This is a genomic window from Bacillus pumilus, from assembly GCF_900186955.1.
Lineage (GTDB): Bacteria > Bacillota > Bacilli > Bacillales > Bacillaceae > Bacillus > Bacillus pumilus.
Genome location: NZ_LT906438.1, coordinates 248,586 through 274,759, shown reverse-complemented (window position 1 = coordinate 274,759; position 26,174 = coordinate 248,586). Strand labels below are relative to the sequence as shown.

Here is a 26,174-nt window from a genome sequence, read left to right as displayed (position 1 = left end):
GCTGGCCCAATGAAGGTGCCGCGTCTTTTCTGATGCTATACAGTCGCCTCTTGCTCTTCTTTCACCGCTTTTTCAATATCTTTAAAACGGCTCGATACAGTAGACGCACTAATGCCATACTTTTTCGCTATTTGCGCTTGAGAAAGCGGGGCATCGCTTGCAAGTGAGTGAATGTAATATTCGATTCCCGCAGCAAATGATGCTGCTTTACGGATCACAGGTGATTTCTGATCACAATAGGCTTTCCACACAGTTAAAGCGCCATCAGTCAAGCTTTGGTCCCCGTGTTCCTTCATTCCGTCTTCAATCAGCTTAGCTGTTTCCAGTTGAACGTCATTTGCCCAGTCCATGCGATCTGCTGTTAGACCTGTATCGCCTTCTGTTTCAGCAGATGTTTCTGATTCTTCTACTTCTTGCTTTGCAAACATGCACTTCAACACGTCAGGGAATGATTCTCTCATAAATGTGCTGCGCGTTCCTCCATTTGCCTCATATGCTTCAACAAGCTGACGTACTTGAAGAAGAAGCGTATCTGTAAACTCTTTCGCAAACATCGTATATTGAATGAAAAACTCTGCTTTTTCTTCAAATTGAACAGGGAATCCAAGCACGAGACTTCCCTTTTCAGGCAGCACTGTTTGATCCGGTTTTACATCTACTTCAACCTTTTCAGCTGTCACCATATTCTCAAAGTAAAGAGACTCGTCCGTTTTTTCATTTAATAAAAGCAAAGATGGCTCCATGTCTGTCCATGATTGAACCACTTGTTTTGTTTTCGGACGGGTAATATCCTCCGCTTTCTTTGTCAGGAATTCTTGGAAGATGGTTTCTTTCTGATCCGTTAATGGACGGAAGAAGATGCCCCATACACTCAAATGAAAGACTGAGATTTGTTGCGTTTCTTTATCCATATCTGCAAGAAAAGAAAACTCATTAATGAATTGATTGATGGCTCTCTGATGTTTAGAGAATGCGTAATTCATTAAATCCTTTTGAACTTGTACAGCTTCCTTAAACACAAGCTCAGACGTTTGTTCTCCGCCTGACTTTTGACCACAGCAATGTTTATATTTTTTTCCGCTTCCGCATGGGCAGAGCGCATTTCGTTTAATTTTTCCCAAAATAAAACCTCCGACATTCTAGTCTAACTTCACTATTTTAACAAACGATTGCACAAGAGAGTTTTATTTTCAAGAAAAAAGAAAAATCAGAATGATCAGTTAAATAATAAAGATACTTGAAGATCACGACAGATCATAGGAATAGCGGTCTTTTTCTGTTTATTTTCTCCAATCATTCCAATAGATTTTCTTCAGCTCATTCCCTCAAATAGCTGCTTTGCTTCAAAATAAAAGATTTGAACAAACTTCTTCGTATTGACTCTGCCCGTTGATCCTGTGGATGAAGAGGTCTTCTGCATTTCTTTCATTCTTTGGCTGACATCGGTAAAGTCAAAAAACTTCGACGCATAGTGCTCAAACTTAGGATTCGAGAAATCTGTTAATCCTAGTGAAGCAAAATGATTCAAGGAATGATGAATAGCGCGTCTAATCCGCTGCTCTGCCGCTTTCACTTCCCTCATCACTTCTACATCGGTCGCCCCATGATCCAGCTTCCTCTCCGCTGTTTTGATAAAGAGCTGCTTTAGCGGCGGGAAATTGACCTCATGAGAATTGGCTGACTGTGTTTCATATAAGTAGATCAGGATCTCTAGTAAATCCTTAGATCCGCTCTCTCCAACAATTCCTAGTTCGGATAAGAGAAATTCCCCCGCCTCTTTCATCGTCCTTTTCTTCAACCCAGCACCCGTTGTGCTATGAGAAGTCACTGGCTCTAACGGCAGCACATGGCGAAGGGAAGCTTGAATATCGTAAATCGATTTCTCCAGCTTGATCCGCTCTATGACTTTTCGAATCACACTGACGATCTCAATTCGATTGACAGGTTTATGAATATAATATTCGATCCCTAATTCATAGGCTTCTGCCATCATCTCTTTCGCCTCTACTTGGGAAATCATCATGATTTTACCTTTGAATTCAGGGTGAATATGACGAATCGTTTGAATGCCATCTCTAGCAGGCATTAAAAGGTCTATCAGAAGGATGTCTATTTTTTTTAGGTTCAATGAATGTGCTTCTAATCCCACTCCGTCATCGGCTTCATCCACGACCTCTCCCAAATCTTCATCTTCTATGATTTGACCTAAAATCGAGCGTATTGCACGATCATCATCTGCAATGAAAAATCGCATACACTCACCCTCTCTGTATTAAATTTTGTATAGGAAGGAGTAGCTGAAAAGCCGTTCCCTTTGTTTCTCTTTGTTCGATTTTAATTGTACCGCCAAGCTCTTTAACCAGCTCTTTCACATAGGATAAGCCAATCCCAGTTGATGGTGTTCCATATGCATCAAATTTAGAAGTATAGCCTGGATCAAATACTATTTCTCTCATTTTTTCAGGAATCCCCGGGCCATCATCTTCAATCCGAATCTCTATTTTATCATGACTTCCTTTCAATACGAGTGAGATCATTCCGTCATCCTTTATGGCTTCAACCGCATTTGCCATTAAATTATTAATGAGCGATAAGAAAATGAACACATGATAATCATGCAAATGAATGCCTCTTATATCAGATGTAAAGGAGATGTTTTTCCCTAGAGAGAGCGCATACTTTTCTTGAATGCGAAGGACAATTTGAACGAGCTCTTCCGCCTTCATATAGTCTTGCATATTTTCCTTAGAAATCAGCTTCGAAAGCCCAGCATAAATACGTTGATTGTCCTTTTTCACCTCATGGATTTCTCCTGCGAGCTTCAACAGCTCCTGACTCACTTTCTTCCCTGCTTCGTGTTCATGCAAGAGACGGTAAAGCCTGTATGATTCTTGCGTAATATGCTCTGTATGTTTTAACGTTTTCTTTAAATGAACCGTTTCTTCATATAAATTTGAAATGACCATCATCATATGCTCATTTTGTTTCATGATCTGCTTCTCTCTTGATTGTGCCTCATACAGCTTCATCATATTAAAAAAGCTGATTACGACAAAGCTGTGAGCAAACGCAATGAGAAACATATCACTCAGCTTTGATAGCGTCATCGTCGTATCAAACACTAAAAATTGTACAAACAGCTCAACAAAATCAGCCACTAATTCAATCATGAGACCAATGATCCCAATAAAAATAGAACGCTGTTTAAAACGTCCCGTACGGACGGCAAAGAACAAGAAAGCATATGTAAAATAAAAAAAGAAACTTGGGAATTGCTGATAAAATGATGTAGCGAGATCAGCATGATGCTGCATCAGATCTAAACCTACTCGAAAAAGCACAATGGCTGCGCCTGTTAAAAACCCGGGCAAGAACGGTCTAGATTTCCTTAAGAGTAATAAACAAAAGAAAAACGCAGGTGCCCCAAAGCTGATCCGGAACGTTTCATTCACAGGATAAAACTTCAGTTCTCCTGCAAGCGGCACAATAACCACCATAAAAATTAATATGAATGCGTCTTTTTTAACAAGCTGGTTTAAACTCAAATGACTGACATCCCTTCCCCTTTTTGCATAGCCACAGTATACAAGGAGACTCTTTTCTTCACAACGTACAAAAAAATAATTTTTACGGCTCCTTCTTTCCTCAAAATCCTTTTTTATGACTATTCACCGAGGCGCCATGGTGACCTTTCAGCTATTCAGCATTTTGGTGATTGTCTACAATAATGGGAATTGTTTAGACAATGATCGACAAACCGATTTTTATTTGTAAGTTTTTCTGTAGATTTTCGTCAGATTGTGTAGTTTCCAAGATAAATTGAATGAACAATTTTAGTGAAACTCTATGTAAGCGTTTTCTGAATTTTCACTAAAAACCCTTTTTGTTTTTTCGCCGCCAAAGCCTTCATTTCAACATATATTTAGGTGTAAAGGAGTGGTACAAGCAGCGCATGACAAGTTCTTTGAAGATGTGTAACATGTTTTCGTGCCTATTTGATCGCATTTTTTGTCATCCGCCAATTCAATAGGGTACTTTTTGATTTTTGATTGGAGGAATCGTATGAAAACAGCAATTTCTAATAATACACAACACGCATGCCAGTCTTCTGTTAATCAATGGGCAGAAGAAATACGTCCGTATTACAAAAACGGACAGAATGCTGGCTACATTCCAGCACTCGGAAAAGTGAATTCCTCTCAACTTGGTATCAGCGTGATAGGCCCAGACGGATCATCTGTACGATATGGTGATTGGGACGTTCCCTTTACCCTGCAAAGTATCTCAAAAGTCATCAGCTTTATAGCTGCCTGTTTAGGAAGAGGCGTACCATACGTCTTGGACCGGGTAGATGTAGAGCCAACTGGTGATGCATTTAATTCCATCTACCGTCTTGAGATGCATAAACCAGGGAAGCCCTTTAATCCAATGATTAATGCTGGAGCTATTACCGTATCCTCCATCCTTCCCGGAAAGACTTCTACAGAAAAGCTAGCATATATTTTCGATTTAATCGAAAACTTAATAGGTAAGCGTCCCTCTGTTAATGAAGAGGTTTATCAATCAGAATGGGCAACTGCGCACCGCAACCGTGCTCTTGCTTATTACTTAAAAGAAACCAATTACTTAGAATCAGATGTCGAGGACACATTAGAAGTGTACTTAAAGCAATGTTCCATCGAGGTTACAACAGAGGACATCGCCTTGATTGGGCTGATTATATCAAGTGATGGCTATCATCCCTTTAAACAGGTCCAAGTCATTCCAAAGGATATCGCAAGACTAACAAAGGCATTGATGCTGACATGCGGCATGTATAATGCGTCTGGTAATTTTGCTGCTTTCGTAGGCGTTCCAGCCAAAAGTGGTGTGTCTGGAGGAATTATGGCTTGCGTTCCGCCAAGCGCAAGAAGAGAATTCCCATTTCAAACAGGCTGCGGAATCGGCATTTATGGTCCCGCCATTGACGATTGCGGAAATAGTATTACCGGTGTCATGATGCTGAAAAAGCTCGCAAAAGAGTGGGATCTCAGTATTTTTTAAAATGAACAGTCATGAATTCGAAGAGGTGATGTTATGAACGAAAAAGCTTTGCTATCTTATTTAACACATACAAATGATTTTATTTGGACTTATATTGTCATTGCTCTGTTACTTGGAGTTGGTGTCTACTTCACATATAGAACACGCTTCCTGCAAGTGAGAATGATTAAAGAAATGGTGCGTGTCCTGAAAGAAGGAAGAAAAGAAAAAGAAGGGATATCACCGTTCCAAGCATTTGCCATCAGTATGGCGGCACGTGTAGGAACAGGGAATATTACAGGGATTGCCATCGCCATTGCAATTGGTGGACCTGGCGCAATCTTCTGGATGTGGATCGTAGCCATTATCGGTTCTGCCTCAAGCTTTGTTGAAAGTACATTAGCCCAAGTGTATAAAGTGAAAGATAAAACAGGATTCCGCGGTGGACCTGCTTATTACATGGAAAAAGGGTTAAACAAGCGCTGGATGGGAATTTTATTTGCGATTCTGATTACAATTTCTTTTGGAATCGTCTTTAATGCGGTGCAATCAAATACAATTACTGTCGCTTTTGAAAACTCCTTTGGATTAGACCGTTTAACAGTCGGTATTGTGATGGCTGTTATTTTTGCAGCAATTATTTTCAAGGGAATCCAAGCCATTGCAAAAGCTTCTGAATACATTGTCGTTGTGCTGGCTCTAGCCTATATCGGAATTGCATTCTTTGTTATTGTGACAAATATCACTGAACTTCCTGGTGTCATCAGTACGATTGTGAAACACGCCTTCGGGTTTGAACAGTTTGCTGGTGGAACATTAGGCGGCGCATTATTACAAGGGATTAAACGCGGTCTTTTCTCGAATGAGGCTGGTATGGGTAGTGCACCTAACGCAGCAGCAACAGCTGTGACAAGTCACCCTGTAAAACAAGGATTAATTCAGGCGTTTGGCGTGTTAACAGATACATTAATTATTTGTACAAGCACAGCCTTCCTTGTCCTGTTCTCTGATGCATACAAAACAACGAACCTGCAAGGAATTGAATTAACACAGGCTTCACTCAGTCAGCGCATTGGACCATGGGCCTCTGGATTCCTTGCTATCATGATTTTCCTATTCGCCTTTAGTACATTAATCGGTAACTATTACTACGGCGAAACGAACATTGAATTCCTTGGAGCCAACAAAGTTTGGCTTAACATTTATCGAATTGCCGTTATTGGAATGGTTCTTTTCGGTGCAGTTGCTACTGTTCCTCTCGTGTGGGGTCTAGCCGATCTCTTCATGGGACTCATGGTCATCGTCAACCTCATCGCCATCACCATGCTGTCTAAGGTCGCCTTTGCAGCATTGAAGGATTATACGAGACAGAAAAAAGAAGGCAAGGATCCTGTCTTTTATAAAAATGTCGTTCCAAACAATGAGAAAATTGAATGCTGGGACGACGAACCTGCTTCGTTGAAAAAGAATCGAATCGGTTAAATCAAAAAAGCTCTGGTCCTCTTGGGACTGACCCCATAAGATGAGACAAATAAAAAACACCTTCAAGTTTGAAAACGGATCGTTGTGATCCGAAAAAACATGGAGGTGTTTTTTCTATGGGGACAAGAGTGAGTTTCCCCCTCTGATCAGAGCTTCTTTCTTTAGTTCAAAAATTCGAGTATGAGTTTGTTCACCACTTCTGGTTTTTCATGATTGATCCAATGAGAAGCATCATCAACAAAAATTAGTTGTCCATTTGGGCAAATCTTCATCGTTTCCTTCGCCAGCTTTCTGCTTAAAAACTTGTCCTCCATCCCCCAGATCATGCGAACAGGTACTAAAATGCGCTTTGATATCGGCTTTTCAAAGCCGCCCTTTTTGATGGCGCGGTACCAATTCAGCATTGAGGTCATGGCACCTGGCTGCGTCCAAGCCAGCTTATAGCTTGATACATCTTCCTTCGTGAACAAATGGGGTCTTGCAGTCAGCCCAATGGCTTCATCCAGCTTTTGAAAGTGATTTTCCTGAAGAGCTGCCTCTGGCACATTCGGAAGCTGAAAGAATGCGATATAGGAGCTCTTCTTCCACTGCGGGGGATAAAATGGAAGAACCTTCATCATCACCCGCGGATGCGGCATGTTGACAATGATTAGTTTCTCTACATATTGAGAACGTGTGGATGCCAAATGCCAAGCAACTGCTCCGCCCCAATCATGACCACCCACAATCGCCTTTTGATTCGGACTAAGCGTCTTAATCAGCCCTACAATATCATCTCTCAGTTGATCTAATACATAGGATTCGATTCCTTCTGGCTTATCACTTAGATGGTAGCCCCTTTGATCAGGAACGACGACACGATAGCCTGCCTCGGCTAGGGGCATAATTTGGTTCTTCCAGCCGTACCAGAACTCAGGAAATCCATGCAGCAGTATAAGCAGCGGGCCATCCTCAGGTCCAGCTATTGCTGTGTGAAGTGTTACACCATTTGTTTGGATTGATTGAAATTCAATTTGCTCCATCCCTTTGCCACCTTTCTCCTTGTTCTTTATTCTTCCAACATAGCATATTTCCCATTTTTCAGAAAATAAAAGCACTCCCAAAAAAACCTTCACGAAGGTGAAGGGCCAGATTGTTGACAAAGGGCTAAAATGATCTTGATTTTAGCCTTTTGTCTTCTTTTCAGCGTGATAGAAAACCTTTGCAGTCTAGAAAGGACGAGTACTGGCGCGGAGCGAATTTGTCATTCGTGAGCACCAGCACGCAGGACTGACACCGAATGCGAGGGTTTGTCTACACGCTGAACCTTCACGAAGGTGAAGGTCTTGGTTTATTTCATATAATTCAGCACCCAGATCAACCCATTTTTGCGGTCCTGTACTTGCCCGTGAAGGGCGCCAAAGAACGTATCCTGTAATTCGACCAGTACATCTCCATCAGCTTCTAGCGCTTCATATACAGCCTTTAGTTCTTCTTCATTGTCAAACTGCATAATCAATCTGAGATTCTCGGGCTTTGGTGTGCGGTCAAACGTATCTGAAAAGTGAAGCAGCGATTCTCCAAGGTGCAGTTCTGCATGCAGCACACGGTCTTGATGTTCATTTAAAATATGAATATCACCGCCAAAAATCCCTTGATAATATTGAAGAGATTCCTTCACATCGTCTACCACAATATAAGGACTAACACTAATCATACCCCTCATCCTCCTCTTGTTCCGTCCATCTTCTCTTTTATAGCTTATCCCAAATCGTATGAAAAAAGGCACAAATCGTCAACGGATTTGCACCTTTTTCTCATGAAGATTTCGCTAATTCACTATGTTTGTTTGAATACGCTGCGTACATGAAAACACCGATTAACAGCCAAACACCAAAGTAAAGCCACGTCCGGCCTGGTAAGTTGAACATAAGGAACAAGCAGCAGCCCATTGAAATAATCGGCAAGACCGGCACAAATGGAACCCGGAATCCCCTCTCAAGCTGCTGATGTGTCTTTCTCAAAATGAGGACAGATAAACTCACCATTGCAAACGTCAATAAAGCACCGATATTCGCTAAATTGGACAAGTCCTTTAAATCAATAAACCCTGAAATAACAGCTGTCATGCCGCCAATCATCCATATGCTTGCAACAGGCGTATCGCTTTTGTTTGTTTTCGAAAACACTTTCGGCAAAAGACCATCTCGTCCCATTGCATAGGCAATTCGAGTTGCTGCATAATTATTGGCGAAAATCACAGCCATCAATCCAATGACCGCACCGACAGAAATAATACCGGCTACACTATTTTGATGTACACTTTGCAAGACATAGGACATCGCCTCTGTGACATTCAGTTTTGTATAGTGCACCATACCTGTCATAATCAAACAAACGACAATGTAAATGATCGTGCAAATGAGTAATGAGCCAATAATGCCAATTGGCAGGTTCCGCTGTGGATTTTTCACCTCTTCTGCAGAAGCAGAAATCGCATCAAATCCTAAGAAGGCAAAAAACACAGCAGCAGCACCAGCAATGACGCCTTCTGCACCAAACGGCATGAACGGCTGCCAATTGGATGGCTGTACATAAAACCCGCCTACTACAATGAAAAGAACAATAATACCGAGTTTCACAAACACCATGATATTATTGAATTTTTTACTTTCCTTCGTTCCTCTAGATAAGATCCACGCAATCAGTAAGGCAATGATAATGGCTGGCAGATTCATATATCCGCCTTGTTCAGGTCCCGCTAAAAATTGATGGGGAATCGAAATTCCAAACCCCTCAAGCAAGCTGTTGAAATAGCTCGACCAGCCACTGGCGACAGCTGAAGCAGTCAGCATATAAACGGACAATAACGTCCATCCCATTAGATGCCCGACAAGCTCACCCATCGTTGTATATGAATAAATGTACGCACTGCCGAATACAGGCAGTGCTGAAGCCATTTCTGCATAGCAAAGTGCTGCCAAACTGCACACAATCGCTGCGATGGCAAAGGAAAAAATGACAGCCGGCCCTGCATCCTTAGCCGCTGTAATTCCGGTTAACACCATGACCCCCGTGCCGATCACTGCCCCTATACCAAGGAGCGTGAGATCGAGCCCGCCTAGCGTTTTCTTTACCTTTTGCTGCCTGCTCTGTTCTAACAAATCGTGAATGTGTTTCTTACGTAGAATATGTCGCAAACCCTTTCCCTCCAAAACGTTAGAAAAACAAAAAATCATTCAAATTTCATTATAGCAGAATAGGTACTACGCATTCACAACCAATTCACGTAAATCTTTCTTCATGATTTTACCAAGCTTGTTTTTTGGCAGCTCCTGTGTGAAATGAATGGAGGGCACTTTGTAATCTGCCAAACGTTCCTGGCAATAGTTCACCACATCTTCTTCGCAAAAATCGACAGAATCGTCTTTTACGATATACGCACTTGGCACTTCACCATATAATTCGTCTGGCACCCCAATGACAGCTGATTCAATCACACCTGGAATTTGATCAATGACCTCTTCTACTTGGTCAGGGTAGATATTATCCCCACCGTACAGAATCACATCTTTGTATCTCCCTGTGATGAAAAGAAAACCGTCTTCATCTAGATAGCCTGCATCTCCCATATGGAACCAGCCATCTTTCAGCACCTTCTCTGTAGCGTCAGGCTGATGATAGTAGCCTAGAAAATAGAATGGGCTTCTCATAACGACTTCGCCAATTTCTCCAGCTGGCAATGTCTCCTCTGTCTCAGGGTGCATGATTTTCACTTCTACATCCGGATCCACTTTACCTGCAGAGCCCATTTTATCCTCGCCCATCGCTGGATGCCACGCACTCACAACCCATGCTTCGGTACTTCCATAGCCATGCATCATCTGAATGCCTACTTCTTTGTAATCTTTAATTAAGCGTACCGGCACCTTCGTACCGCCAGAAATCGCAATTTCAAAAGATGAAAGATCGTACGAACCGCGTTTCATTTCTTCTAGCATGTACGTGTAAGCTGATGGGAAAGCCATCATGAACGTAATTCTTTCTTTCTCAATCGTTTCTAAAATGCGCTTCGGTGTTGCATCATGTAAGAAGACAAGCGTATATCCTTCAATCGCAGCTGCGATTAGATGATTAATCGAACTCATATGATACAGAGGGTGACTCGCCAAGTACCGTTTTCCTTTCAGATCGAATCCTCGATTCCCATGTCTTGTTAAAAATTGATAGATTCGTCCATGTCCGACCATACAGCCCTTTGGATTTCCCGTTGTCCCAGAGGTGAATAAAATCATCGCTAGATCCTCTTCTGATACCTCTTCAGCAAGGTTACTTCCATCATTTGAAGCCAACATGTCTTCAAACAGCTGTGTTGTTTTCGCATTGACACCGGATTCCACCATCAGGCAATTTTCTAAAGACACATTCACTGCCGCAATGATGTCACGGAATTCACGGTCAAAAAATAAAGCCTTTGGCTCTGCTTTTTTCAAAATACCTTCCAGCTCAAAAGAAGTAAGCTGCCAGCTAAGCGGAACTGCGACTGCACCTGCTTTAATGGCTGCCAGCATAATCGTTGAAAAGTGATGATGGTTTTGACAAATAAAGCAAACACGGTCCCCTTTTCGAATCCCCTTTTGATGTAAGTAATGAGCGAGCTGGTCAATACGCTTTGCATATTCTTCAAATGTATAAGACACACCCCCGCCAGTTACCGCTTCAATTTGTGAAGAGCGTTCCATTCTGTCGTTAAGTAATGCCTGTAATGTATTCAATATCTTCATCTCCAAACGTTTGATTTACAATAGCCAATTTCCAGTGAATGGGTTGGCAGATTTTATCTCATTCACATTCTAAAATAAAACCAGCTGAAAGTAAAATCATTTCAATTTGGAATTGTTCTTTATATTAATTGATAATATAGGTAATTTTATAGCCGTCTTCCATTTTGGTTTAAATGATGATAACTATTATGATAAGATAGACCTAGTAATTGATCGGAAAATGCGAATGCAATAGGAAAAGAGGTATGGAGAATGCAACATTTCGAGCTAGAGGCAAGTTTATTAGACCATGCGCTGACAAAGTATTTAAAGGCGACGAAACAAATAGATGAAGAGAACATCCCGAAAAACGTCACGAATGTGAAAGGGTTTATTTTACGCATCATTTATCGTCATCAATCATGTACTGTGAAAAATATTCTGCAGGAAGTTTCATTATCTCCCTCTGCAACAACAACCGCTCTCAATCACTTAGAAGATGAAGGGCTGATTATCCGCTCTCGAAATAATAATGACCGCCGTACTGTATGGATTGAACTCTCTGAATCAGGTGAACAAATTGCAAAACAAATGATCGACAACCGCCAGCTGCTTGTCAATCAGCTGTTCGACAACCTTTCAGAAGAAGATAAAAAAACATTTTTTGAATTAATCGAAAAAATGATGGACGAGCACACATTAAAGGCTTAGGGATAAACCTAAGCCTTCTTTTTTATGGCTTTAAGATGACCTTTATACAATCATCCTTCTTATCATTAAATATGTGATATGCATGAGCGGCATCATCTAACGGCAATTGGTGTGTGATGATCGCTTTAGGATCAATTTCACCGGTTGTCACTTTTTGATAGAGCTTTGACATGTAGCCTCTCGCCGGGGCCTGCCCCATTTTCAGGGTGACGTTTCTTGCGAAAAAGGCACCTAATGGGAACATATTATATAGGCCTCCGTACACACCCGTCATCTGCACCGTTCCACATTTACGGACGGCTTTTGTGGCAATTTGAATCGGTCCAATTGTTCCGCCTTGCAGCTTGAGCTTCTGCTCAATTTTTTCAAGCGGCGACTTCTTCCCGTCCATTCCGACACAATCGATCACAACGTCCGCTCCGCCCTTGGTGAGCTCCTTCAATGTTTCTCCCATGTCGGGATCTTCTGTAAAATCAAATACTTCTACGCCACTCATCCGCTTTGCATGTCGCAGACGGTAATCAATATAATCGACCGCAATCACACGTTCTGCCCCTTTTTGCCATGCAAATTGCTGTGCCATTAACCCAACAGGTCCACAGCCTAACACAATGACCGTATCACCTTTTTTCACACCGGCGTGCTCCACGCTCCAATAAGCAGTTGGAAGAACATCCGATAAGAACAGCAATTGTTCATCCTCCAGCTCACAATCATCTGGGATCTTAAACGGAGTGTAGTTCCCAAAAGGCACGCGTAAATATTCTGCCTGTCCTCCAGGGTAGTTCCCATATTTCTCACTATATCCAAAAAGTCCACCCGAATCGTAGTGCGGGTTTGAGTTGTCGCATTGGCTTTCTAAGTGGTGATGACAATATTGGCATTGACCACATGCAACGGTAAATGGAATAACGACACGGTCTCCCTTTTTTACTGCCGTGACATCCGGGCCAACTTCCTCCACAATCCCCATTGGCTCATGCCCAATCACGTAGCCGATTGGAAGCGGGAAATTCCCCTGATACAAATGTAAATCAGATCCACAAATTGCTGTTGATGTCATTCGGATGATCACATCTTCCCGATCTTGAATAGATGGCGCATCTACTTTCTTCACTGCAATGCTATTTTTCCCCTGATAAGTAACAGCTCTCACATGCATTTCCTCCTTTAGCGAAAATCATCTGTACATAGCTTCACCTTGAATGGATGGTTCATGCATCAGATCAGGATTATTAAAAAACAAAAAAGCCCGTCGATCGGTTCGACAGGCGCTTATTCAACCATGTGTAACGCGTTACATATTTATCCTTTTTCGATAAAGACCAAATCATATTGAGAGGAAGTCTCTCGATCAATCATTAAGTTCCCTTCTTGAATAAAATAAGGACATATACTCGGGCTTTGTGATTCTTCAAATTGCTCATACAACTGCTCAATCTTTCCAGGGAGCAGTAAAAGCAAAAATTTATTAGAATGGGACACGAATTTATAAGAGTGAATTGTATCCGGCGGTATATAGGCAAAGTCACCCGGCATCAGGCATATATCCTCTCCGTTCAATTGAAGATTCATTTTTCCCTCAACGCAATAGAGTGCTTCTGTATGTACTTGATGATAATGCGGAGGAAAATACTTTCCCTTCGCGCCTTCAATCACAAAATGACTGAACCCGCCTCCAGTTGTTTCTGTTGTTGCGATCAGCTCATGAAGCTGACCATCAATAATGTATTGCTTCCCTTCACCAGCCTCTAATACGTAGGGCTGCACCGCCTGAGGGAGCTGACTATGAAATAAAACGGAGGGCTTAGTTGTATTTGACAGCTGCCGGATACCATGCATCAATATGAGATCGCTTTCTTTTTCAGCTTGTTCAAAGCTGTCTGCATCGAAAGCATGATCGGTCATCGGCCATTCGTTCCGCTGAAGCCTTTTCCCAATTTGCTGATAGACATCTGTCATTTGTCCGCCCAACGTATATGAAATAAATCTTGTTTTGTGACTATGCATTCTGTAGCCATGGATCGTTTTGGGTGGGATATGAATATAATCGAAGGCTGTGACCATATATTTTTTACCGTCCAAGATCACTTCAAGCTTTCCTTCCAGCACAAAAATGGTTTCAAATAAGTGCTCATGACAGTGAAGTGGAAAATAAGCTCCTTTCCCACCTGTGATTAAGACAAGCTCAAACAGCTGATTCGTTTGATTTACTTCTGCCAGCACATGAACAAGCTGATTTTCCAGCCCATACAGTTTCCCTGAACCAGACACGGTATAAAAAGAGGTTCCTTCGGATTGCTTGATCGATTGCGGTTGCTCCGACATCCCATCACTCCTCATGACTAATTGACTATCTTTATTATATAGACCAATTGATATAATAGATAGACAATATGCGAGAGATTTTACTCTTCTCGCATAAATAAGTGTCTAAGGTAACATTTCACATGTTCTAACGGGGTCGTTTGTTTGAGTGCGGTGGTCATCGATAGACCCCCAATCACCATTGAATGAAGGAGAGAAGCCAGCTCATCCGCTTTGTTTTCTTCATATCCGCTGTTCATGAGCTTTTCTTTCACAAGCTTTTGCCAGCGGATCATTTCTTGTTTACATGCAGTATGAAGCTGCGTATGTTCTGGCTTGGATTCTGCCGCCAGCAAGACAATCGGAATGCCTCTTTCATTTTCTTGCTCCGTAAATCCCCGGATGATGTTTGTCATAAAGCGGTCGATGGCGATATAAGGATCATCCGAATAGGCAAAGCTTTCTTCAATTCGATTGATGACCTTTTGACTAATATATTCAACGGCTGCTATGGCTAGCTCTTCTTTTCCGTTTGGAAAATAATAATAAAGAGATCCTTTAGGCGTGCCGCTCTCTCTAATGATTTGATTCAATCCTGTCGCATGATACCCCTGTTTGCGTAAAAGAAGTGCGGCCGTTTGAATAATTCTATCCTTCGTACTCACGTGTGACACTCCTTTCCCTCCATAGACCAATGTCGTTTCAACGTATGAGTTGATTTGTTCCTTTCCAAATCGAGGATGTCTCCATCTCTGCTGCAAGCCGAAGCAGCCAATCCTCTTTCCCCTTAGGTGCTGTGACCTGTACCCCTAAAGGCATGCCCGCCTTAGTGAGATGAACAGGAACGCTCATAGAAGGCTGACCCGTTAAGTTGGCAAGCTGTGTAAATGGTGTGTAGGTCAGACTCTTTAAGAACATGTCATAAATGAGATCCTGCTGCGCTTGCATTGAGAGAGATGACACACGTAAAAGTTCTGTGATTTCTTCTTTCGAATGCATCAACTCACCAACCTTAGGAGCTGAATAGGCAGTCGCTGGTGTCACAAAGAGATCATAGGTTTGATGAAATGACGCCATTTGTGCAGCCGCCATATCCCATGCATCAAGACTTTCTGTGTAAGCAGCAGCGGTTACATTCTTGCCAGCCTCTGCCAACACCCATGCCACGATGTCTGTTTCCTCCGGATTGACTGGACGTCCTAATGAACGATTCAAGGACGTGAATAGTGCAGACATTTCTCCGCTGTTCATGACGTAGTATTGCTGCATCAGATGAATCCCATCGATTGCAGGCCCTGCTTCTTCTACTTGGTGCCCTTGATCACTCAGCCATTTCACTGTTTGCTGCACCGCCTGCTTCGCTTCCTCACTGACCTTCGTACCAACTGGAGATTCTACACTGTAAGCAATTCGCATAGAAGATGTACGTTTCACTAGATCTTCTTGATAGCTGCCGTCGTATAATGGCGTTTGGAAAGCCGCTTCAGGCTGAATGACTTGAAGCAGATCAAGAAGGGCTGCACTGTCCCGCACTGTTTTTGTAAGTGTAAAGTCAATGGATGCCCCTTGCCACTGCCTTCCTGCGCCTGGTCCTACCGGCGTTCTTCCTCTTGTTGGTTTGAGACCGAACAAACCTGTAAAGGATGCTGGAATCCGAATGGACCCTCCACCATCACTTGCTCCACCAGCAGGTACGATGCCGCTCGCAACAGCTGCTGCCGTCCCGCCGCTTGAACCGCCAGGAGAATAGTCAGGATGCCAAGGGTTCCTCGTTGGACCATGTAAAGCAGGTTCTGTTACATTTCTTAATCCGAATTCTGGTGTGTTTGTATGTCCCATCATGAGAAATCCAGCCTGCTTCAATCGCTGGACAAAGTGGGAGTCCGTTTTTGCCTTTACATCCTTTAATAATGCAGCTCCTGCTGTCAGCGGTTCATTTTCCAGCCCTTGCGATATATTTTTCAGTACAAATGGAACGCCCGCAAACGGCTGACTCGTATGTAATGTCTTGATTTCTTTTAATACTTGATCTTGTCTTGTCTGAATCAACGCATTTAGTTCAGGATTGACCTCATTCAATCTAGCAAATGCAGCTTGTACAAGCTCGTCTGGCGTTACCTGCTTATTCCGTACAAGTGCCGCCAAGCCAATCGCATCATACGTCATATACTCTTTTACGTTCATCAGCATATCCTACTTTCTCTTATTATGTTCTCTCTATTGTCTACTAGATTTGTATGAATTTCAATTTCAGGTTACTTGTAAAAAAAACTTTCTGACAAACAATATGATTCTTCTAACCATCCTTCTCATTTCTCCGATATAATAGAAAAAAAAAAGACGGAGGTCATCGTATGCAAGGGGCTATCGCCTTGAAAAAGAAAATATTCGTAGTCATCGCGTTTCTTCTTGCGTTGACAACTGCCTTGCCTTACCAATCGCAGGCAGCTGCACCGCCAAAAGAAACAGATGTCATCATCGTCTATAAAAACCAAAAAGGAAAGCAAACAGCGATTGAAGAAAGTGAAAAAGTGAACGCACAGTACATACATCTTCCCGCTGTCGCTGTGACAGCAGATGAACAAGCGGTCACGTCACTCAAAAAAGATCCCAACATCGCGTATGTCTCAAAAAACATAAAGGTCAAACTCGCTTCTTCTACGATGAAAAAAACCGCTGCCTCTACGAATCAGGATGCATTGGTTCAAAAATCTTACAACCTGCAAAAGCTGAATGTAAAGCAAGCGATAAAAGAAGGCGTCACGGGGAAAAATGTGAAGGTAGCCGTTTTGGATACTGGTATTTCTCCACATGAGGATTTAAAGATATCCGGCGGTAAATCATTCGTGAACTACACTTCCTCCTATAAAGATGATGAAGGACACGGCACACATGTCGCAGGAACGATTGGTGCCCTCAATAACGATTACGGCACAGTCGGCGTCGCTTCTGGCGCGAAGCTGTATGCCGTGAAAGTGTTAGATAAAAAGGGAGAAGGCGACTTGTACAGTCTGCTTCGAGGAATCGATTGGGCCATTAGCAACAAGATGGATATTATGAATTTAAGTCTAGGTTTTGAAGACAATATCCCTATTTTGCGTTCAGCAGTGGATGAAGCATACAAAAGAGGACTGCTTGTGGTCGCTGCAAGCGGGAATGATGGGAAGAAGAATCATATCAGCTATCCTGCCGCCTACAATAGCGTCATTGCCGTTTCTGCAACGACGGACAAAGACAAACTCGCTTCTATCTCAAATACAGGGAAAGGTATTGAATTTTCTGCCCCTGGTCAGAACGTCATCAGCACTTATTTAAAAAATGAATATTGGTATGCAACAGGTACATCACAAGCCGCACCGCATGTCACAGGCATGCTGGCACTGTTGAAGCAGCTTCATCCGAAGAAAACAAATGTTCAGCTTCGCACCTTATTGCGCAGCTATACAGTGGATCTTGGCGCAAAAGGAAAAGATCCACAATTCGGCTATGGCCGCGTGCAATATATACCACAATCAAGCTTTTTGAAGGCTGCGACTAGCGCTGTCAAAACAGCCGAAACATCTAAAAAGCAGGCAGATGTCAATCAAGCCAAAACGAAAATTGGCCGACTCACTGCAAGTAAACAAAAAACAGCACTCACTGAACGGGTGAAAAAGGTACAAGGAACCATTGATATCCGCTTGGCACGTGCAAAGGTTCAAACAGCCGAAAAAAGCAAAACACAAGGCGCCATTAAAAGCGCACAAGCGGCCATCAAAAAGTTAAACAAAGGCAAAGAAAAAACAAGCCTGCAAAATCGGCTCGACAAAGTCAAAAAACAGGTCGCCTATCAAAAGAAAGTGACAGACGCCAAACAAAAGGTCAAAAAGGCGGAAACCAAACGAACTAAGAAAACAAAAGCAGTAGCGCAAACCGCTGTCAAACAGCTAAAAGCTTCTAAAACGAAAACCAGTTTACAAAAACGATTAAACCGTATCAAGGTGTAACAGAAAAAACGATTCCTCGCTGAAAGGAATCGTTTTTTTCTATTTTAACAGCGGTGCAAACAAGCTGTGATGATATTTTCCATCAACATCTGCCCTCACTTGATCAAGTATGTTTTCTAACGAAGCCATCACACTCTCTAATGCTCGGTGCACTGAACCTTGTTCAAAATCCACTAAACTCTCTGGCAACTCATCTTCATCCAATACAAAAAAATCATCATTCGGAAGAACGAGAAGATCAACAATGAGGTCTTCAAACATGACCAGCTGGCCGTTGAACGATGTATTCCCCACAATATTAAAATAAGAACCTAGTTCCTTCCCTTGATCATCTCTCCAGAAATACATATTGTAAGGACGATCCTTCCAATAATAAGCGGTCGTATAGCTCCCTTTTGGAATCGTCAGAGCACCATCACCTGCCCTCATCGTAAACGTGTCTTCAATCTTGTGAAACAGCACAGCCTGCTGTCCCTGTGCGTCTAACAGCTGACAAGTATGTTCCACAATCTTCTGATCGTATTTGATTTTTCTCTCGATTACTTCATCCCACCGATCCGCATGTAGCGAAAACACCATGTCACAACTCCCTCTTGCATCTAGATTCTCTCTTTCCAGTATACACCGATTTTTTTTGAAAAAATAAAGGGTTGCTGCATTCACATATGGAAGACTTATTGATGAGGTGAAATAAATGAACGGAATCACGATTCTTGAAAACCTTACACAGCTTGGACAAATCATCCTCATTTTTTGCGGCTTTGCCCTATATAGGCGGCTGGTGAAAACGAAGAGAACGAAGGCTATCTCCTTATGAGCGCATGTTAAAATTCTTTGTTATGTTCGGTTTAATCTCGTGGGGGATATCATATTGGGCGCTTATACTGTGGGCGTAAATAAAAAAAGAAGAGCTGTCCATCGAGGACGTGCTCTTCCTTTTATTATGCGTGATGTGATGAACCAGCTGGTTGTTCTTTCTGGATGACATATTGATAGCTTTTAACATGCGTCCCATTTTGATTCACAAATTCTTTATCTAGTGCACGCTCAAAGCCCATTCTTTCATAAAGACGAATGGCAGCCTGCATTTTATCAGAGGTATGAAGGTACAGAACATTTTCGCCCCATGATTGCGTGAGCTCAATACTTTTACGTAACAATGACTCTGCAATTCCTTTTCCTCTGACATCGGGATCTACTCCTAAAAACCGGACGATGGCTGAAGTAATGCCCATTTCGGGTTTGTCATACGCTTGCGCTGATGACCGGAACATTTGAAGCGTCCCTACGACCTGACCTTCAAGCTCCGCCACAAGCATCAGCTCCATGTTTGGATTATCTACAGCTGCTGCAAGCGCAGCAGAATAATTTTGCCAGCCTTCCTCTGTAAATTGAGGCTCATACTGTGAATAGGATTTGATTAGTACGTGTCTAATGGCCTCATGATCTTCTTTGACTGCTTGACGAATGATCAGCTCTTGCTGCTCCATGTCAGCACCTCCTGTTGTTTAATTGCCAGATATACGTATCATGCAAATACTGCATGTCGATGACCTTGTTCTTTTCTCTACTCATTCAATGTAAAGAGTCTCCTTCGAAAGATCAATTATTTTGCACGGAATCCTCTTTGAAAATTTCCATTGAAAAGGGACGCTCGATTCATTATGCTGTTTTGAGGAAGTATACGAGGAGTGTAATGTCATATGAGTTCTTTATCTTATCCCCAAGAATCGAAAAAAAACCGATTTCTCCTTGCTGCATTGCTTGGTTCTTTAACCGCCCTTGCACCGCTTGCAATGGATATGTATTTACCTGCATTGCCTCATATTGCACGAGATTTTGAAGCAAGCACTGCTTTGTCCCAATTAAGTCTGATGGCTTGTCTGATTGGACTCGCGCTTGGACAACTGATTGCAGGTCCTATTAGTGATACGATCGGCAGAAGAAAACCGCTGATGATCGGCTTAATCATTTTTATCGCCGCCTCTCTTTTATGTACGGTGGTCTCGTCGATTTGGATGTTCATCCTCTTAAGATTGATTCAAGGACTCGCTGGTTCAGCAGGCATTGTCATTGCACGAGCCATTGTGCGAGATCATTATGAAGGCTCAGAAATGACGAAATTCTTTGCACTGCTCATGTTGGTCAACGGGGTTGCTCCGGCAGCGGCACCTATTGTGGGCGGACAGATGTTACGCTTTACCACATGGCAGGGTGTATTTATTCTCTTAGGCATCCTCGGGGCCTTGATGCTGCTGAGATCTATTTTTTCACTTCAAGAAAGTTTACCTGCGGAGCGCAGACAGACAGGAGGCTTTCAACAGATTGTTGGTGCCATGAAAATTTTAGCGAGTGATCGTCTCTTTGTTGGGTATGCCCTCTCCCAAGGTCTTGTATTCGCAGCGATGTTTGCTTATATTTCTGGCTCACCGTTTGTGCTCCAGGAGCTTTTTCACCTTTCTCCACAAGGATTCAGTGCTGCCTTTGCGGTGAATAGTCTCGGGATCATCACGGCTGGACAAGTATTTGCCCGCGTCGCTGCTAAAATCGGCGAAGAGAAGGTTCTTCGCATTGGATTGCTGATAGCTGCCTTAGGCGGCGTCACCTTATTTTTGATGATCTCCATAGATGCAGGATTGTATGGCATTCTCATTCCGCTCTTTTTTGTGGTCTCAAGCGTTGGAATTGTCGGCACCTCTGCCCCGTCTCTTGCGATGCAGCATCACGGCGCACATGCAGGAAGTGCAGCCGCACTCATCGGTGTGGCACAAATGCTGCTAGGCGCCTGCATGACACCTCTTGTCGGACTAGCCGGAAGCCAAACAGCCTTTCCAATGGGTCTGATTATTATGCTTTGTGAACTAGGTGCACTTTGCTGTTATTTCTTCTTTGTAGCCAGAGCAAAAAAACCCGCATAAGCGGGTTTTTCAGATTGTTGACAAAGGGCTAAAATGATCTTTATTTTAGCCCTTTGTCTTCTTTTCAGCGTGATAGAAAACCTTTGAAGTCTAGGAAGGACGAGTACTGGCGCGGAGCGAATTTGACATTCGTGAGCACCAGCACGCAGGACTGACACCGAATGCGAGGGTTTGTCTACACGCTGAACCCGCATAAGCGGGTTTTTCATTTATGGCTTGCTCCAATTGATAGTGCGGAACACATTGTTCTGGTCATTGTTGTGATATGCATCTAGGTCAAAGCCCGATAGTCCAAAACCAATTGCCATGACAATTCCTCCGGCAACGGTGAAGATGATCCCCCATTTGATGCATTGCTTTTTTAAATCATTCACATTCATATTCTCACGACCTTCTTTTTAAACATTCCCATGAATGCCTTAGTGGTTTGAATAGTCATTTGAACTAATAGCTTTGTCAAATACACCGTGGCCATGCCGCATAATAATCCGACACCTAATAGAAGAATACCAACGCCAATCTGCGTCACCACCACATGCAAACCGTCCTGAAAGATAAATGGAGAACCAATGATGCTCCAAAAACCTCCGAGCAGACCAACTAGCGTCATTGTACCTGTCACGAGCGGAATGCACCAAATCACCATATACACAGAAAGAATCAGCAGGAAGACTGTTGCTAGAATACTACCCCATAACGGAAAGCCTAAAATGAGGATGGAGAGCCTTGTGGCTTTTTCTCCAAACGTCGGCACCTGAACGGTTTTGATTCCTTGTTCCTTCAAAATCCCTTCAGCGATGATGGCAGGCTGCCCGACTTGATCGACCGCTTCCTGTTCACTGTATCCATCTTCCTGATAATCCTCGATCATTTCATCGTAATACTCGATGAACCGATCACTTTCTTTTTCGCCTAGACGATGCAGGTGCTTCTCTAAGCTGGCTAAAAATTCTTTTTTATTCATTGCCCTGTCCTCCAGAAATAAAGTCGTAAATCGCCATCACTTGATCCCATTCCGCTAAAAACTGCGCCATATGCTCACGGCCGCTTTTTGTCATCCGGTAGTATTTTCTTAATCGACTATTATGTTCCTGGGAATAGGTCTCCACATAATTGTTTTGCTCTAATCGCTTTAATATCGGATATAATGTCGATTCTGAAATCTCAATACAATGGGACATATCTTTAATCATTTGATAACCATAGGAATCGCCTTTCTTTAATACCGCCAGTACACAGAATTCCAGTAAACCTTTTTTTAATTGTGCATTCATGATTACAACTCCTAACCATTTATACTATACATTACATAGTATCATGTGACAAGAGGTATAAATATAAAAAAAAAGACCCTTTTGGGGTCCTTTCGTTTTTATATATTCACAAATCCTTCTCCGAACACATCACGCACGTCATGGACAACAACGAATGCGTCTCGATCAATTTTCTTAATGATTTTCTTTAGACGCATAAGCTCTTGTTTTTGAATGACTGCATAGAGAATTTCCTTCGATTCCTTTGAATAATGACCGCGTCCGTTTAAAATCGTCACGCCTCGATCCAAGGTGTGATTGATTTCTTCGGCAATATCATCTTTGCATGAAGAAATGATCGTCACTGCCTTTTTCGTGTTAAGCCCTTCTATCACGAAGTCCATCACCTTTGTCGCCACGTACAGCATCACAATCGTGAACATTAATTTTTCCGCACCAATAATAAAGTAGGAAGCAAATACGACGATCAGATCAAAGAACAAGATGGCGTAGCTCACGTTCCAGTCTAAATACTTGTTGGCAATTCTTCCGAGTATGGCAGAACCCGCCGTTGTACCGCCTGCTCTTAGCACAAGACCAATCCCAATTCCGATAATGATTCCTGCGAAAATGGCCCCAATGATCAATTCGTGAACATTCACGACCCATGTTGTGGTCAGGTGTAAAAATAGGGAGTTACTTGCGACGGCAACCACAGTATAAATCGTCGTCTTCTTGTCCAAATATTTATACCCCACAAGCAGCAGAATGGCATTAAACACTAGGTTCGTCAGCCATGGTGCAATTTCAAACAAATAATAGAAAATGATGGACAGCCCCGTTACACCGCCTTCACCAAATTCAAGCGGAATGACAAACATGTTCACTGCGGCGGCAAATAAAAAAGAACCAATTAGAATCATTGCGATATCTTTTACACATTTTTTCAATTTCTTCTTTCCTCCTTTTTTAAGCATATAAAAAACCCTCTTTCTGCACGAAAGAAGACAGTCGTTGAACAAAAAAAATCAAAGGACAGCGCCTTTTGACGAAGCTTTCTGAAATGAACCTTTCCATAATATATATCTCTTTTTAGAGACTGTCAATGACTTGGTTTTCTATTATTTTGACTGCATGTTTATGCATGGAAACCCGCATGTTTTCAGGGTTTTTCCGCGGTCACATGCTTTTTCCTCTCCTTGACAAAAACACTTTAGTCATTTAAACTACTGCCTCATATCATATCCATCATTTCCGACTAAAAAGGAGGGTGTTCCATTCGATGAATCCTATTCAAAGCCGTTTACAAGCTCACGCACCTTTAATTTTAGACGGTGCACTTGCAACAGAGCTTGAACGAAAGGGCTGCAATTTAAACGACAGTTTATGGTCAGCCAAAATACTGATTGAACAGCCAGAATTGATTCAGCAAGTACACTTGGATTACTTCAAAGCCGGAGCTGACTGTGCCACAACAGCGAGCTACCAAACAACGATTGATGGCTTCGCTGAAAAAGGCTATTCAAAAGAAGAAGCCATTGAACTAATGAAACGATCTGTCACTTTAGCAAAAGAGGCACGCGATCTTTTTTGGCAGGATGAAGCGCGTCGTAAAGGGCGGACAAAACCATTTGTTGCAGGATCTGTGGGGCCATTCGGCGCTTATTTATCTGATGGTTCAGAATATAAAGGGAATTATGGACTCACAGAGCAGACACTCATTGATTTTCATAGACCAAGGATTCAGGCATTAGTAGAAGCTGGTGCAGATATTCTTGCGTGTGAAACGATCCCTTGTCTCATTGAAGCAACGGCCATTGCAAAGCTGCTGCAAGATGAATTCAATGGTGTATCTGCTTGGATTACATTCAGCGCGAAGGACGACCTTCATATTAGTGAAGGAGATTTGCTCAGAGAATGTGTACAAGCACTGGAACCTTATGAACAGATCGCTGCTGTGGGTGTAAACTGTACGCCGCCGCAATTTATCTCTTCTCTCATTCAAGAGATGAAAAAGGGGACGAGCAAACCGATTGTCGTGTATCCAAACTCAGGGGAATTATATGATCCTGAAGAAAAGGTATGGAGCGGAGATACGCTTCAGCATACATTTGGTGAATGTGCGCATCAATGGTATCAAGACGGCGCGCATATCATCGGCGGCTGCTGCCGGACGACCCCAGAAGATATCACGGACATCTTAAAACTTACCACAGCATAGCACCATGAATCATCACACATACTTCTAAGCAAAAGGGCGGGAAGACATGGAACAAGCAAAAGATCAGTCACAACAATATCAACGAAAAATGACGAGCCGCCACCTGTTCATGCTTTCTCTAGGCGGCGTCATTGGAACAGGGCTCTTTTTAAGCTCTGGGTATACCATCAATCAAGCAGGACCCGCGGGGACGATCCTTGCCTATCTTGTCGGGGCATTAATTGTGTACCTCGTGATGCTCTGTTTAGGTGAGCTGTCTGTGGCAATGCCGGTTACAGGGGCCTTTCATACGTATGCAACAAAATATATTGGACCCGGCACAGGCTACACAGTCGCTTGGCTCTACTGGCTGACATGGACAGTCGCGCTCGGATCGGAATTTACAGCGGCAGGGCTTTTAATGCAGCGGTGGTTCCCGGACACATCGGTTTGGATGTGGAGCGGTGTCTTTGCTCTTCTTATCTTTTTACTCAATGCTTTTACAGTGAAGTTTTTTGCAGAATCAGAGTTTTGGTTTTCCAGCATTAAAGTAATGGCTATTATTCTCTTTATTATTCTTGGCGGAGCTGCGATGTTTGGCTTGATTCCGTTAAAAGGCGGTGAGGCCGCTCCGTTCCTTTCTAACTTCACCGGGGAAGGCGGTCTTTTCCCAAACGGCTTTTTACCGATTTTAATGACGATGCTTGCCGTCAATTTCGCTTTTTCAGGTACGGAGTTAATTGGGATTGCTGCGGGTGAAAGCGTCAATCCTGACGAGACCATTCCAAGAGCGATTCGCACAACCGTACTGCGTCTTGTCTTGTTTTTCGTTGGAACGATCGTGGTCTTAGCCGGCTTGATCCCAGTGGAAGAAGCTGGGGTGATCAAAAGTCCATTTGTTGTGGTGTTTGATCGCATCGGGATTCCATATGCCGCAGATTTCATGAATTTTGTCATTTTGACAGCGATCTTATCTGCCGCAAACTCTGGACTATACGCGTCATCCCGTATGCTCTGGTCACTTTCTGAGGAACGGACACTGCCTAAGAAACTGGCGAAGCTGACATCTAAAGGAATTCCTTTGAACGCACTGATTTTAAGTATGATCGGTGGGATTCTTTCTTTGTTCTCAAGTGTCATCGCACCAGAAACGGTATACCTTGTCCTTGTTTCGATCTCTGGACTGGCCGTTGTGATCGTGTGGATGGGGATTGCTGCCTCACAATTTATGTTTCGGAAACGTTTTTTACAGGAAGGCGGACAGCTCCATGATCTTTCCTTTCGAACTCCGCTCTATCCAGTGGTTCCGATTGCTGCCTTCTTCCTGTGTCTTGCCTCTGTGATTGGCATTGCCTTTGATCCAAATCAGCGGATTGCCCTTATCTGCGGCATTCCTTTCATCGCGCTCTGCTATGCTGCCTATTATGTGACAGCTTTGATTCAGAAAAAACGTGAAGAACCTGGTGTATAACGCCAGGTTTTTTTCTATCAAAAACAATTTGACAAAAAAGGATATCGCTAGTAAAAGAAGCACACTTTGGTATATGATAGGA

The 26,174-nt window shown here is 42.8% G+C and carries 24 protein-coding genes; 7 read left to right on the top strand and 17 right to left on the bottom strand.

What is annotated here, in order from left to right:
• Nucleotides 1-35: 35 nt before the first annotated feature.
• From CKW02_RS01550 to CKW02_RS01540, 3 genes are all read right to left on the bottom strand, one after another.
• A complete protein-coding gene (locus CKW02_RS01550) occupies nt 36-1,121 on the bottom strand; it encodes an SEC-C metal-binding domain-containing protein (RefSeq protein WP_003216955.1) in 1,086 nt (361 codons plus the stop codon).
• Nucleotides 1,122-1,312: 191 nt separating this feature from the next.
• Nucleotides 1,313-2,254 carry a response regulator gene (locus CKW02_RS01545; RefSeq protein ID WP_003217000.1) on the bottom strand — a complete coding sequence of 314 codons (942 nt, stop codon included), beginning with the start codon at nt 2,252-2,254 and terminating at the stop codon, nt 1,313-1,315.
• A 4-nt stretch (nt 2,255-2,258) separates the two neighbouring features.
• Nucleotides 2,259-3,545: an ATP-binding protein gene (locus CKW02_RS01540; protein WP_003216917.1), complete on the bottom strand. Its 1,287-nt coding sequence runs from the start codon at nt 3,543-3,545 to the stop codon at nt 2,259-2,261.
• 517 nt (nt 3,546-4,062) lie between these two features.
• Between CKW02_RS01540 and CKW02_RS01535 the strand changes: the two genes are divergently transcribed.
• Nucleotides 4,063-5,043: a glutaminase gene (locus CKW02_RS01535; protein WP_003217260.1), complete on the top strand. Its 981-nt coding sequence runs from the start codon at nt 4,063-4,065 to the stop codon at nt 5,041-5,043.
• A 33-nt stretch (nt 5,044-5,076) separates the two neighbouring features.
• Nucleotides 5,077-6,504 (top strand): alanine/glycine:cation symporter family protein, encoded by a 1,428-nt coding sequence (locus CKW02_RS01530; RefSeq protein ID WP_095117736.1) that lies wholly within the window; start codon nt 5,077-5,079, stop codon nt 6,502-6,504.
• A gap of 161 nt (nt 6,505-6,665) precedes the next feature.
• Here the strand turns inward: CKW02_RS01530 and CKW02_RS01525 are convergent, their stop codons facing one another.
• From CKW02_RS01525 to CKW02_RS01510, 4 genes are all read right to left on the bottom strand, one after another.
• On the bottom strand, nt 6,666-7,526 hold the full coding sequence (locus CKW02_RS01525) for an alpha/beta fold hydrolase (protein ID WP_034620713.1): 861 nt from the start codon (nt 7,524-7,526) through the stop codon (nt 6,666-6,668).
• A gap of 308 nt (nt 7,527-7,834) precedes the next feature.
• Nucleotides 7,835-8,200 carry a VOC family protein gene (locus CKW02_RS01520; protein WP_003217104.1) on the bottom strand — a complete coding sequence of 122 codons (366 nt, stop codon included), beginning with the start codon at nt 8,198-8,200 and terminating at the stop codon, nt 7,835-7,837.
• A gap of 100 nt (nt 8,201-8,300) precedes the next feature.
• Complete coding sequence (locus CKW02_RS01515) at nt 8,301-9,683, bottom strand: amino acid permease (protein WP_003217256.1); 1,383 nt, start codon at nt 9,681-9,683, stop codon at nt 8,301-8,303.
• A 66-nt stretch (nt 9,684-9,749) separates the two neighbouring features.
• Nucleotides 9,750-11,258: a class I adenylate-forming enzyme family protein gene (locus CKW02_RS01510; RefSeq protein ID WP_003216982.1), complete on the bottom strand. Its 1,509-nt coding sequence runs from the start codon at nt 11,256-11,258 to the stop codon at nt 9,750-9,752.
• A gap of 261 nt (nt 11,259-11,519) precedes the next feature.
• On the opposite strand from CKW02_RS01510, the gene CKW02_RS01505 reads away from it, so the two are divergent.
• The gene (locus CKW02_RS01505) at nt 11,520-11,957 is read left to right on the top strand and encodes a MarR family winged helix-turn-helix transcriptional regulator (RefSeq protein WP_003217154.1); all 438 of its coding nucleotides are present in this window, start codon (nt 11,520-11,522) and stop codon (nt 11,955-11,957) included.
• Nucleotides 11,958-11,979: 22 nt separating this feature from the next.
• Here the strand turns inward: CKW02_RS01505 and CKW02_RS01500 are convergent, their stop codons facing one another.
• From CKW02_RS01500 to CKW02_RS01485, 4 genes are all read right to left on the bottom strand, one after another.
• The gene (locus CKW02_RS01500) at nt 11,980-13,113 is read right to left on the bottom strand and encodes a zinc-dependent alcohol dehydrogenase (RefSeq protein ID WP_003217107.1); all 1,134 of its coding nucleotides are present in this window, start codon (nt 13,111-13,113) and stop codon (nt 11,980-11,982) included.
• Nucleotides 13,114-13,262: 149 nt separating this feature from the next.
• The gene (locus CKW02_RS01495; protein WP_003217252.1) at nt 13,263-14,285 is read right to left on the bottom strand and encodes a quercetin 2,3-dioxygenase; all 1,023 of its coding nucleotides are present in this window, start codon (nt 14,283-14,285) and stop codon (nt 13,263-13,265) included.
• Nucleotides 14,286-14,365: 80 nt separating this feature from the next.
• A complete protein-coding gene (locus CKW02_RS01490; protein WP_003217172.1) occupies nt 14,366-14,929 on the bottom strand; it encodes a TetR/AcrR family transcriptional regulator in 564 nt (187 codons plus the stop codon).
• 37 nt (nt 14,930-14,966) lie between these two features.
• Nucleotides 14,967-16,448 carry an amidase gene (locus tag CKW02_RS01485; RefSeq protein WP_034620783.1) on the bottom strand — a complete coding sequence of 494 codons (1,482 nt, stop codon included), beginning with the start codon at nt 16,446-16,448 and terminating at the stop codon, nt 14,967-14,969.
• A gap of 188 nt (nt 16,449-16,636) precedes the next feature.
• On the opposite strand from CKW02_RS01485, the gene CKW02_RS01480 reads away from it, so the two are divergent.
• Nucleotides 16,637-18,250 (top strand): S8 family peptidase, encoded by a 1,614-nt coding sequence (locus CKW02_RS01480; RefSeq protein WP_231953214.1) that lies wholly within the window; start codon nt 16,637-16,639, stop codon nt 18,248-18,250.
• A gap of 39 nt (nt 18,251-18,289) precedes the next feature.
• Here CKW02_RS01480 and CKW02_RS01475 read toward each other — a convergent pair whose 3' ends face one another.
• Together CKW02_RS01475 and CKW02_RS01465 are read right to left on the bottom strand one after the other, a co-directional pair.
• Nucleotides 18,290-18,829, bottom strand: coding sequence for a DUF402 domain-containing protein (locus tag CKW02_RS01475; RefSeq protein ID WP_003216999.1), 540 nt, complete (start codon nt 18,827-18,829; stop codon nt 18,290-18,292).
• A gap of 362 nt (nt 18,830-19,191) precedes the next feature.
• Entirely contained in the window at nt 19,192-19,740 is a 549-nt protein-coding gene (locus tag CKW02_RS01465) for a GNAT family N-acetyltransferase (RefSeq protein WP_003217027.1), read from the bottom strand.
• Between the two features lie 213 nt (nt 19,741-19,953).
• On the opposite strand from CKW02_RS01465, the gene CKW02_RS01460 reads away from it, so the two are divergent.
• The gene (locus CKW02_RS01460; RefSeq protein WP_003217029.1) at nt 19,954-21,168 is read left to right on the top strand and encodes a multidrug effflux MFS transporter; all 1,215 of its coding nucleotides are present in this window, start codon (nt 19,954-19,956) and stop codon (nt 21,166-21,168) included.
• 209 nt (nt 21,169-21,377) lie between these two features.
• Here CKW02_RS01460 and CKW02_RS20220 read toward each other — a convergent pair whose 3' ends face one another.
• The 4 genes from CKW02_RS20220 to CKW02_RS01440 form a co-directional block, all read right to left on the bottom strand.
• Nucleotides 21,378-21,548 (bottom strand): hypothetical protein, encoded by a 171-nt coding sequence (locus tag CKW02_RS20220; RefSeq protein ID WP_003217225.1) that lies wholly within the window; start codon nt 21,546-21,548, stop codon nt 21,378-21,380.
• A complete protein-coding gene (locus CKW02_RS01450; RefSeq protein WP_003217090.1) occupies nt 21,545-22,132 on the bottom strand; it encodes a DUF1700 domain-containing protein in 588 nt (195 codons plus the stop codon). The genes CKW02_RS20220 and CKW02_RS01450 overlap by 4 nt, the downstream gene beginning before the upstream one ends.
• Nucleotides 22,125-22,442, bottom strand: a complete 318-nt coding sequence (locus tag CKW02_RS01445; RefSeq protein WP_003217253.1) for a PadR family transcriptional regulator — start codon at nt 22,440-22,442, stop codon at nt 22,125-22,127. Before CKW02_RS01445 ends, CKW02_RS01450 begins: the two co-directional genes overlap by 8 nt.
• 98 nt (nt 22,443-22,540) lie before the next feature.
• A complete protein-coding gene (locus CKW02_RS01440) occupies nt 22,541-23,371 on the bottom strand; it encodes a YitT family protein (RefSeq protein ID WP_034320763.1) in 831 nt (276 codons plus the stop codon).
• Nucleotides 23,372-23,703: 332 nt separating this feature from the next.
• Between CKW02_RS01440 and mmuM the strand changes: the two genes are divergently transcribed.
• Together mmuM and mmuP are read left to right on the top strand one after the other, a co-directional pair.
• Complete coding sequence (gene mmuM / locus CKW02_RS01435) at nt 23,704-24,642, top strand: homocysteine S-methyltransferase (RefSeq protein WP_003217053.1); 939 nt, start codon at nt 23,704-23,706, stop codon at nt 24,640-24,642.
• Between the two features lie 46 nt (nt 24,643-24,688).
• Nucleotides 24,689-26,092: an S-methylmethionine permease gene (gene mmuP, locus CKW02_RS01430; protein WP_095117735.1), complete on the top strand. Its 1,404-nt coding sequence runs from the start codon at nt 24,689-24,691 to the stop codon at nt 26,090-26,092.
• Nucleotides 26,093-26,174: the final 82 nt, after the last annotated feature.

What these genes read in the sequence shown, in the direction of transcription:
- CKW02_RS01545 (WP_003217000.1), bottom strand. Translation starts at nt 2,254, where the DNA reads ATGCGATTTTTCATTGCAGATGATGATCGTGCAATACGCTCGATTTTA.
- CKW02_RS01535 (WP_003217260.1), top strand. Translation starts at nt 4,063, where the DNA reads ATGAAAACAGCAATTTCTAATAATACACAACACGCATGCCAGTCTTCT.
- CKW02_RS01530 (WP_095117736.1), top strand. Translation starts at nt 5,077, where the DNA reads ATGAACGAAAAAGCTTTGCTATCTTATTTAACACATACAAATGATTTT.
- CKW02_RS01525 (WP_034620713.1), bottom strand. Translation starts at nt 7,526, where the DNA reads ATGGAGCAAATTGAATTTCAATCAATCCAAACAAATGGTGTAACACTT.
- CKW02_RS01520 (WP_003217104.1), bottom strand. Translation starts at nt 8,200, where the DNA reads ATGATTAGTGTTAGTCCTTATATTGTGGTAGACGATGTGAAGGAATCT.
- CKW02_RS01505 (WP_003217154.1), top strand. Translation starts at nt 11,520, where the DNA reads ATGCAACATTTCGAGCTAGAGGCAAGTTTATTAGACCATGCGCTGACA.
- CKW02_RS01495 (WP_003217252.1), bottom strand. Translation starts at nt 14,285, where the DNA reads ATGTCGGAGCAACCGCAATCGATCAAGCAATCCGAAGGAACCTCTTTT.
- CKW02_RS01485 (WP_034620783.1), bottom strand. Translation starts at nt 16,448, where the DNA reads ATGAACGTAAAAGAGTATATGACGTATGATGCGATTGGCTTGGCGGCA.
- CKW02_RS01475 (WP_003216999.1), bottom strand. Translation starts at nt 18,829, where the DNA reads ATGGTGTTTTCGCTACATGCGGATCGGTGGGATGAAGTAATCGAGAGA.
- CKW02_RS01465 (WP_003217027.1), bottom strand. Translation starts at nt 19,740, where the DNA reads ATGGAGCAGCAAGAGCTGATCATTCGTCAAGCAGTCAAAGAAGATCAT.
- CKW02_RS01460 (WP_003217029.1), top strand. Translation starts at nt 19,954, where the DNA reads ATGAGTTCTTTATCTTATCCCCAAGAATCGAAAAAAAACCGATTTCTC.
- CKW02_RS20220 (WP_003217225.1), bottom strand. Translation starts at nt 21,548, where the DNA reads ATGAATGTGAATGATTTAAAAAAGCAATGCATCAAATGGGGGATCATC.
- CKW02_RS01450 (WP_003217090.1), bottom strand. Translation starts at nt 22,132, where the DNA reads ATGAATAAAAAAGAATTTTTAGCCAGCTTAGAGAAGCACCTGCATCGT.
- CKW02_RS01445 (WP_003217253.1), bottom strand. Translation starts at nt 22,442, where the DNA reads ATGAATGCACAATTAAAAAAAGGTTTACTGGAATTCTGTGTACTGGCG.
- mmuM (WP_003217053.1), top strand. Translation starts at nt 23,704, where the DNA reads ATGAATCCTATTCAAAGCCGTTTACAAGCTCACGCACCTTTAATTTTA.
- mmuP (WP_095117735.1), top strand. Translation starts at nt 24,689, where the DNA reads ATGGAACAAGCAAAAGATCAGTCACAACAATATCAACGAAAAATGACG.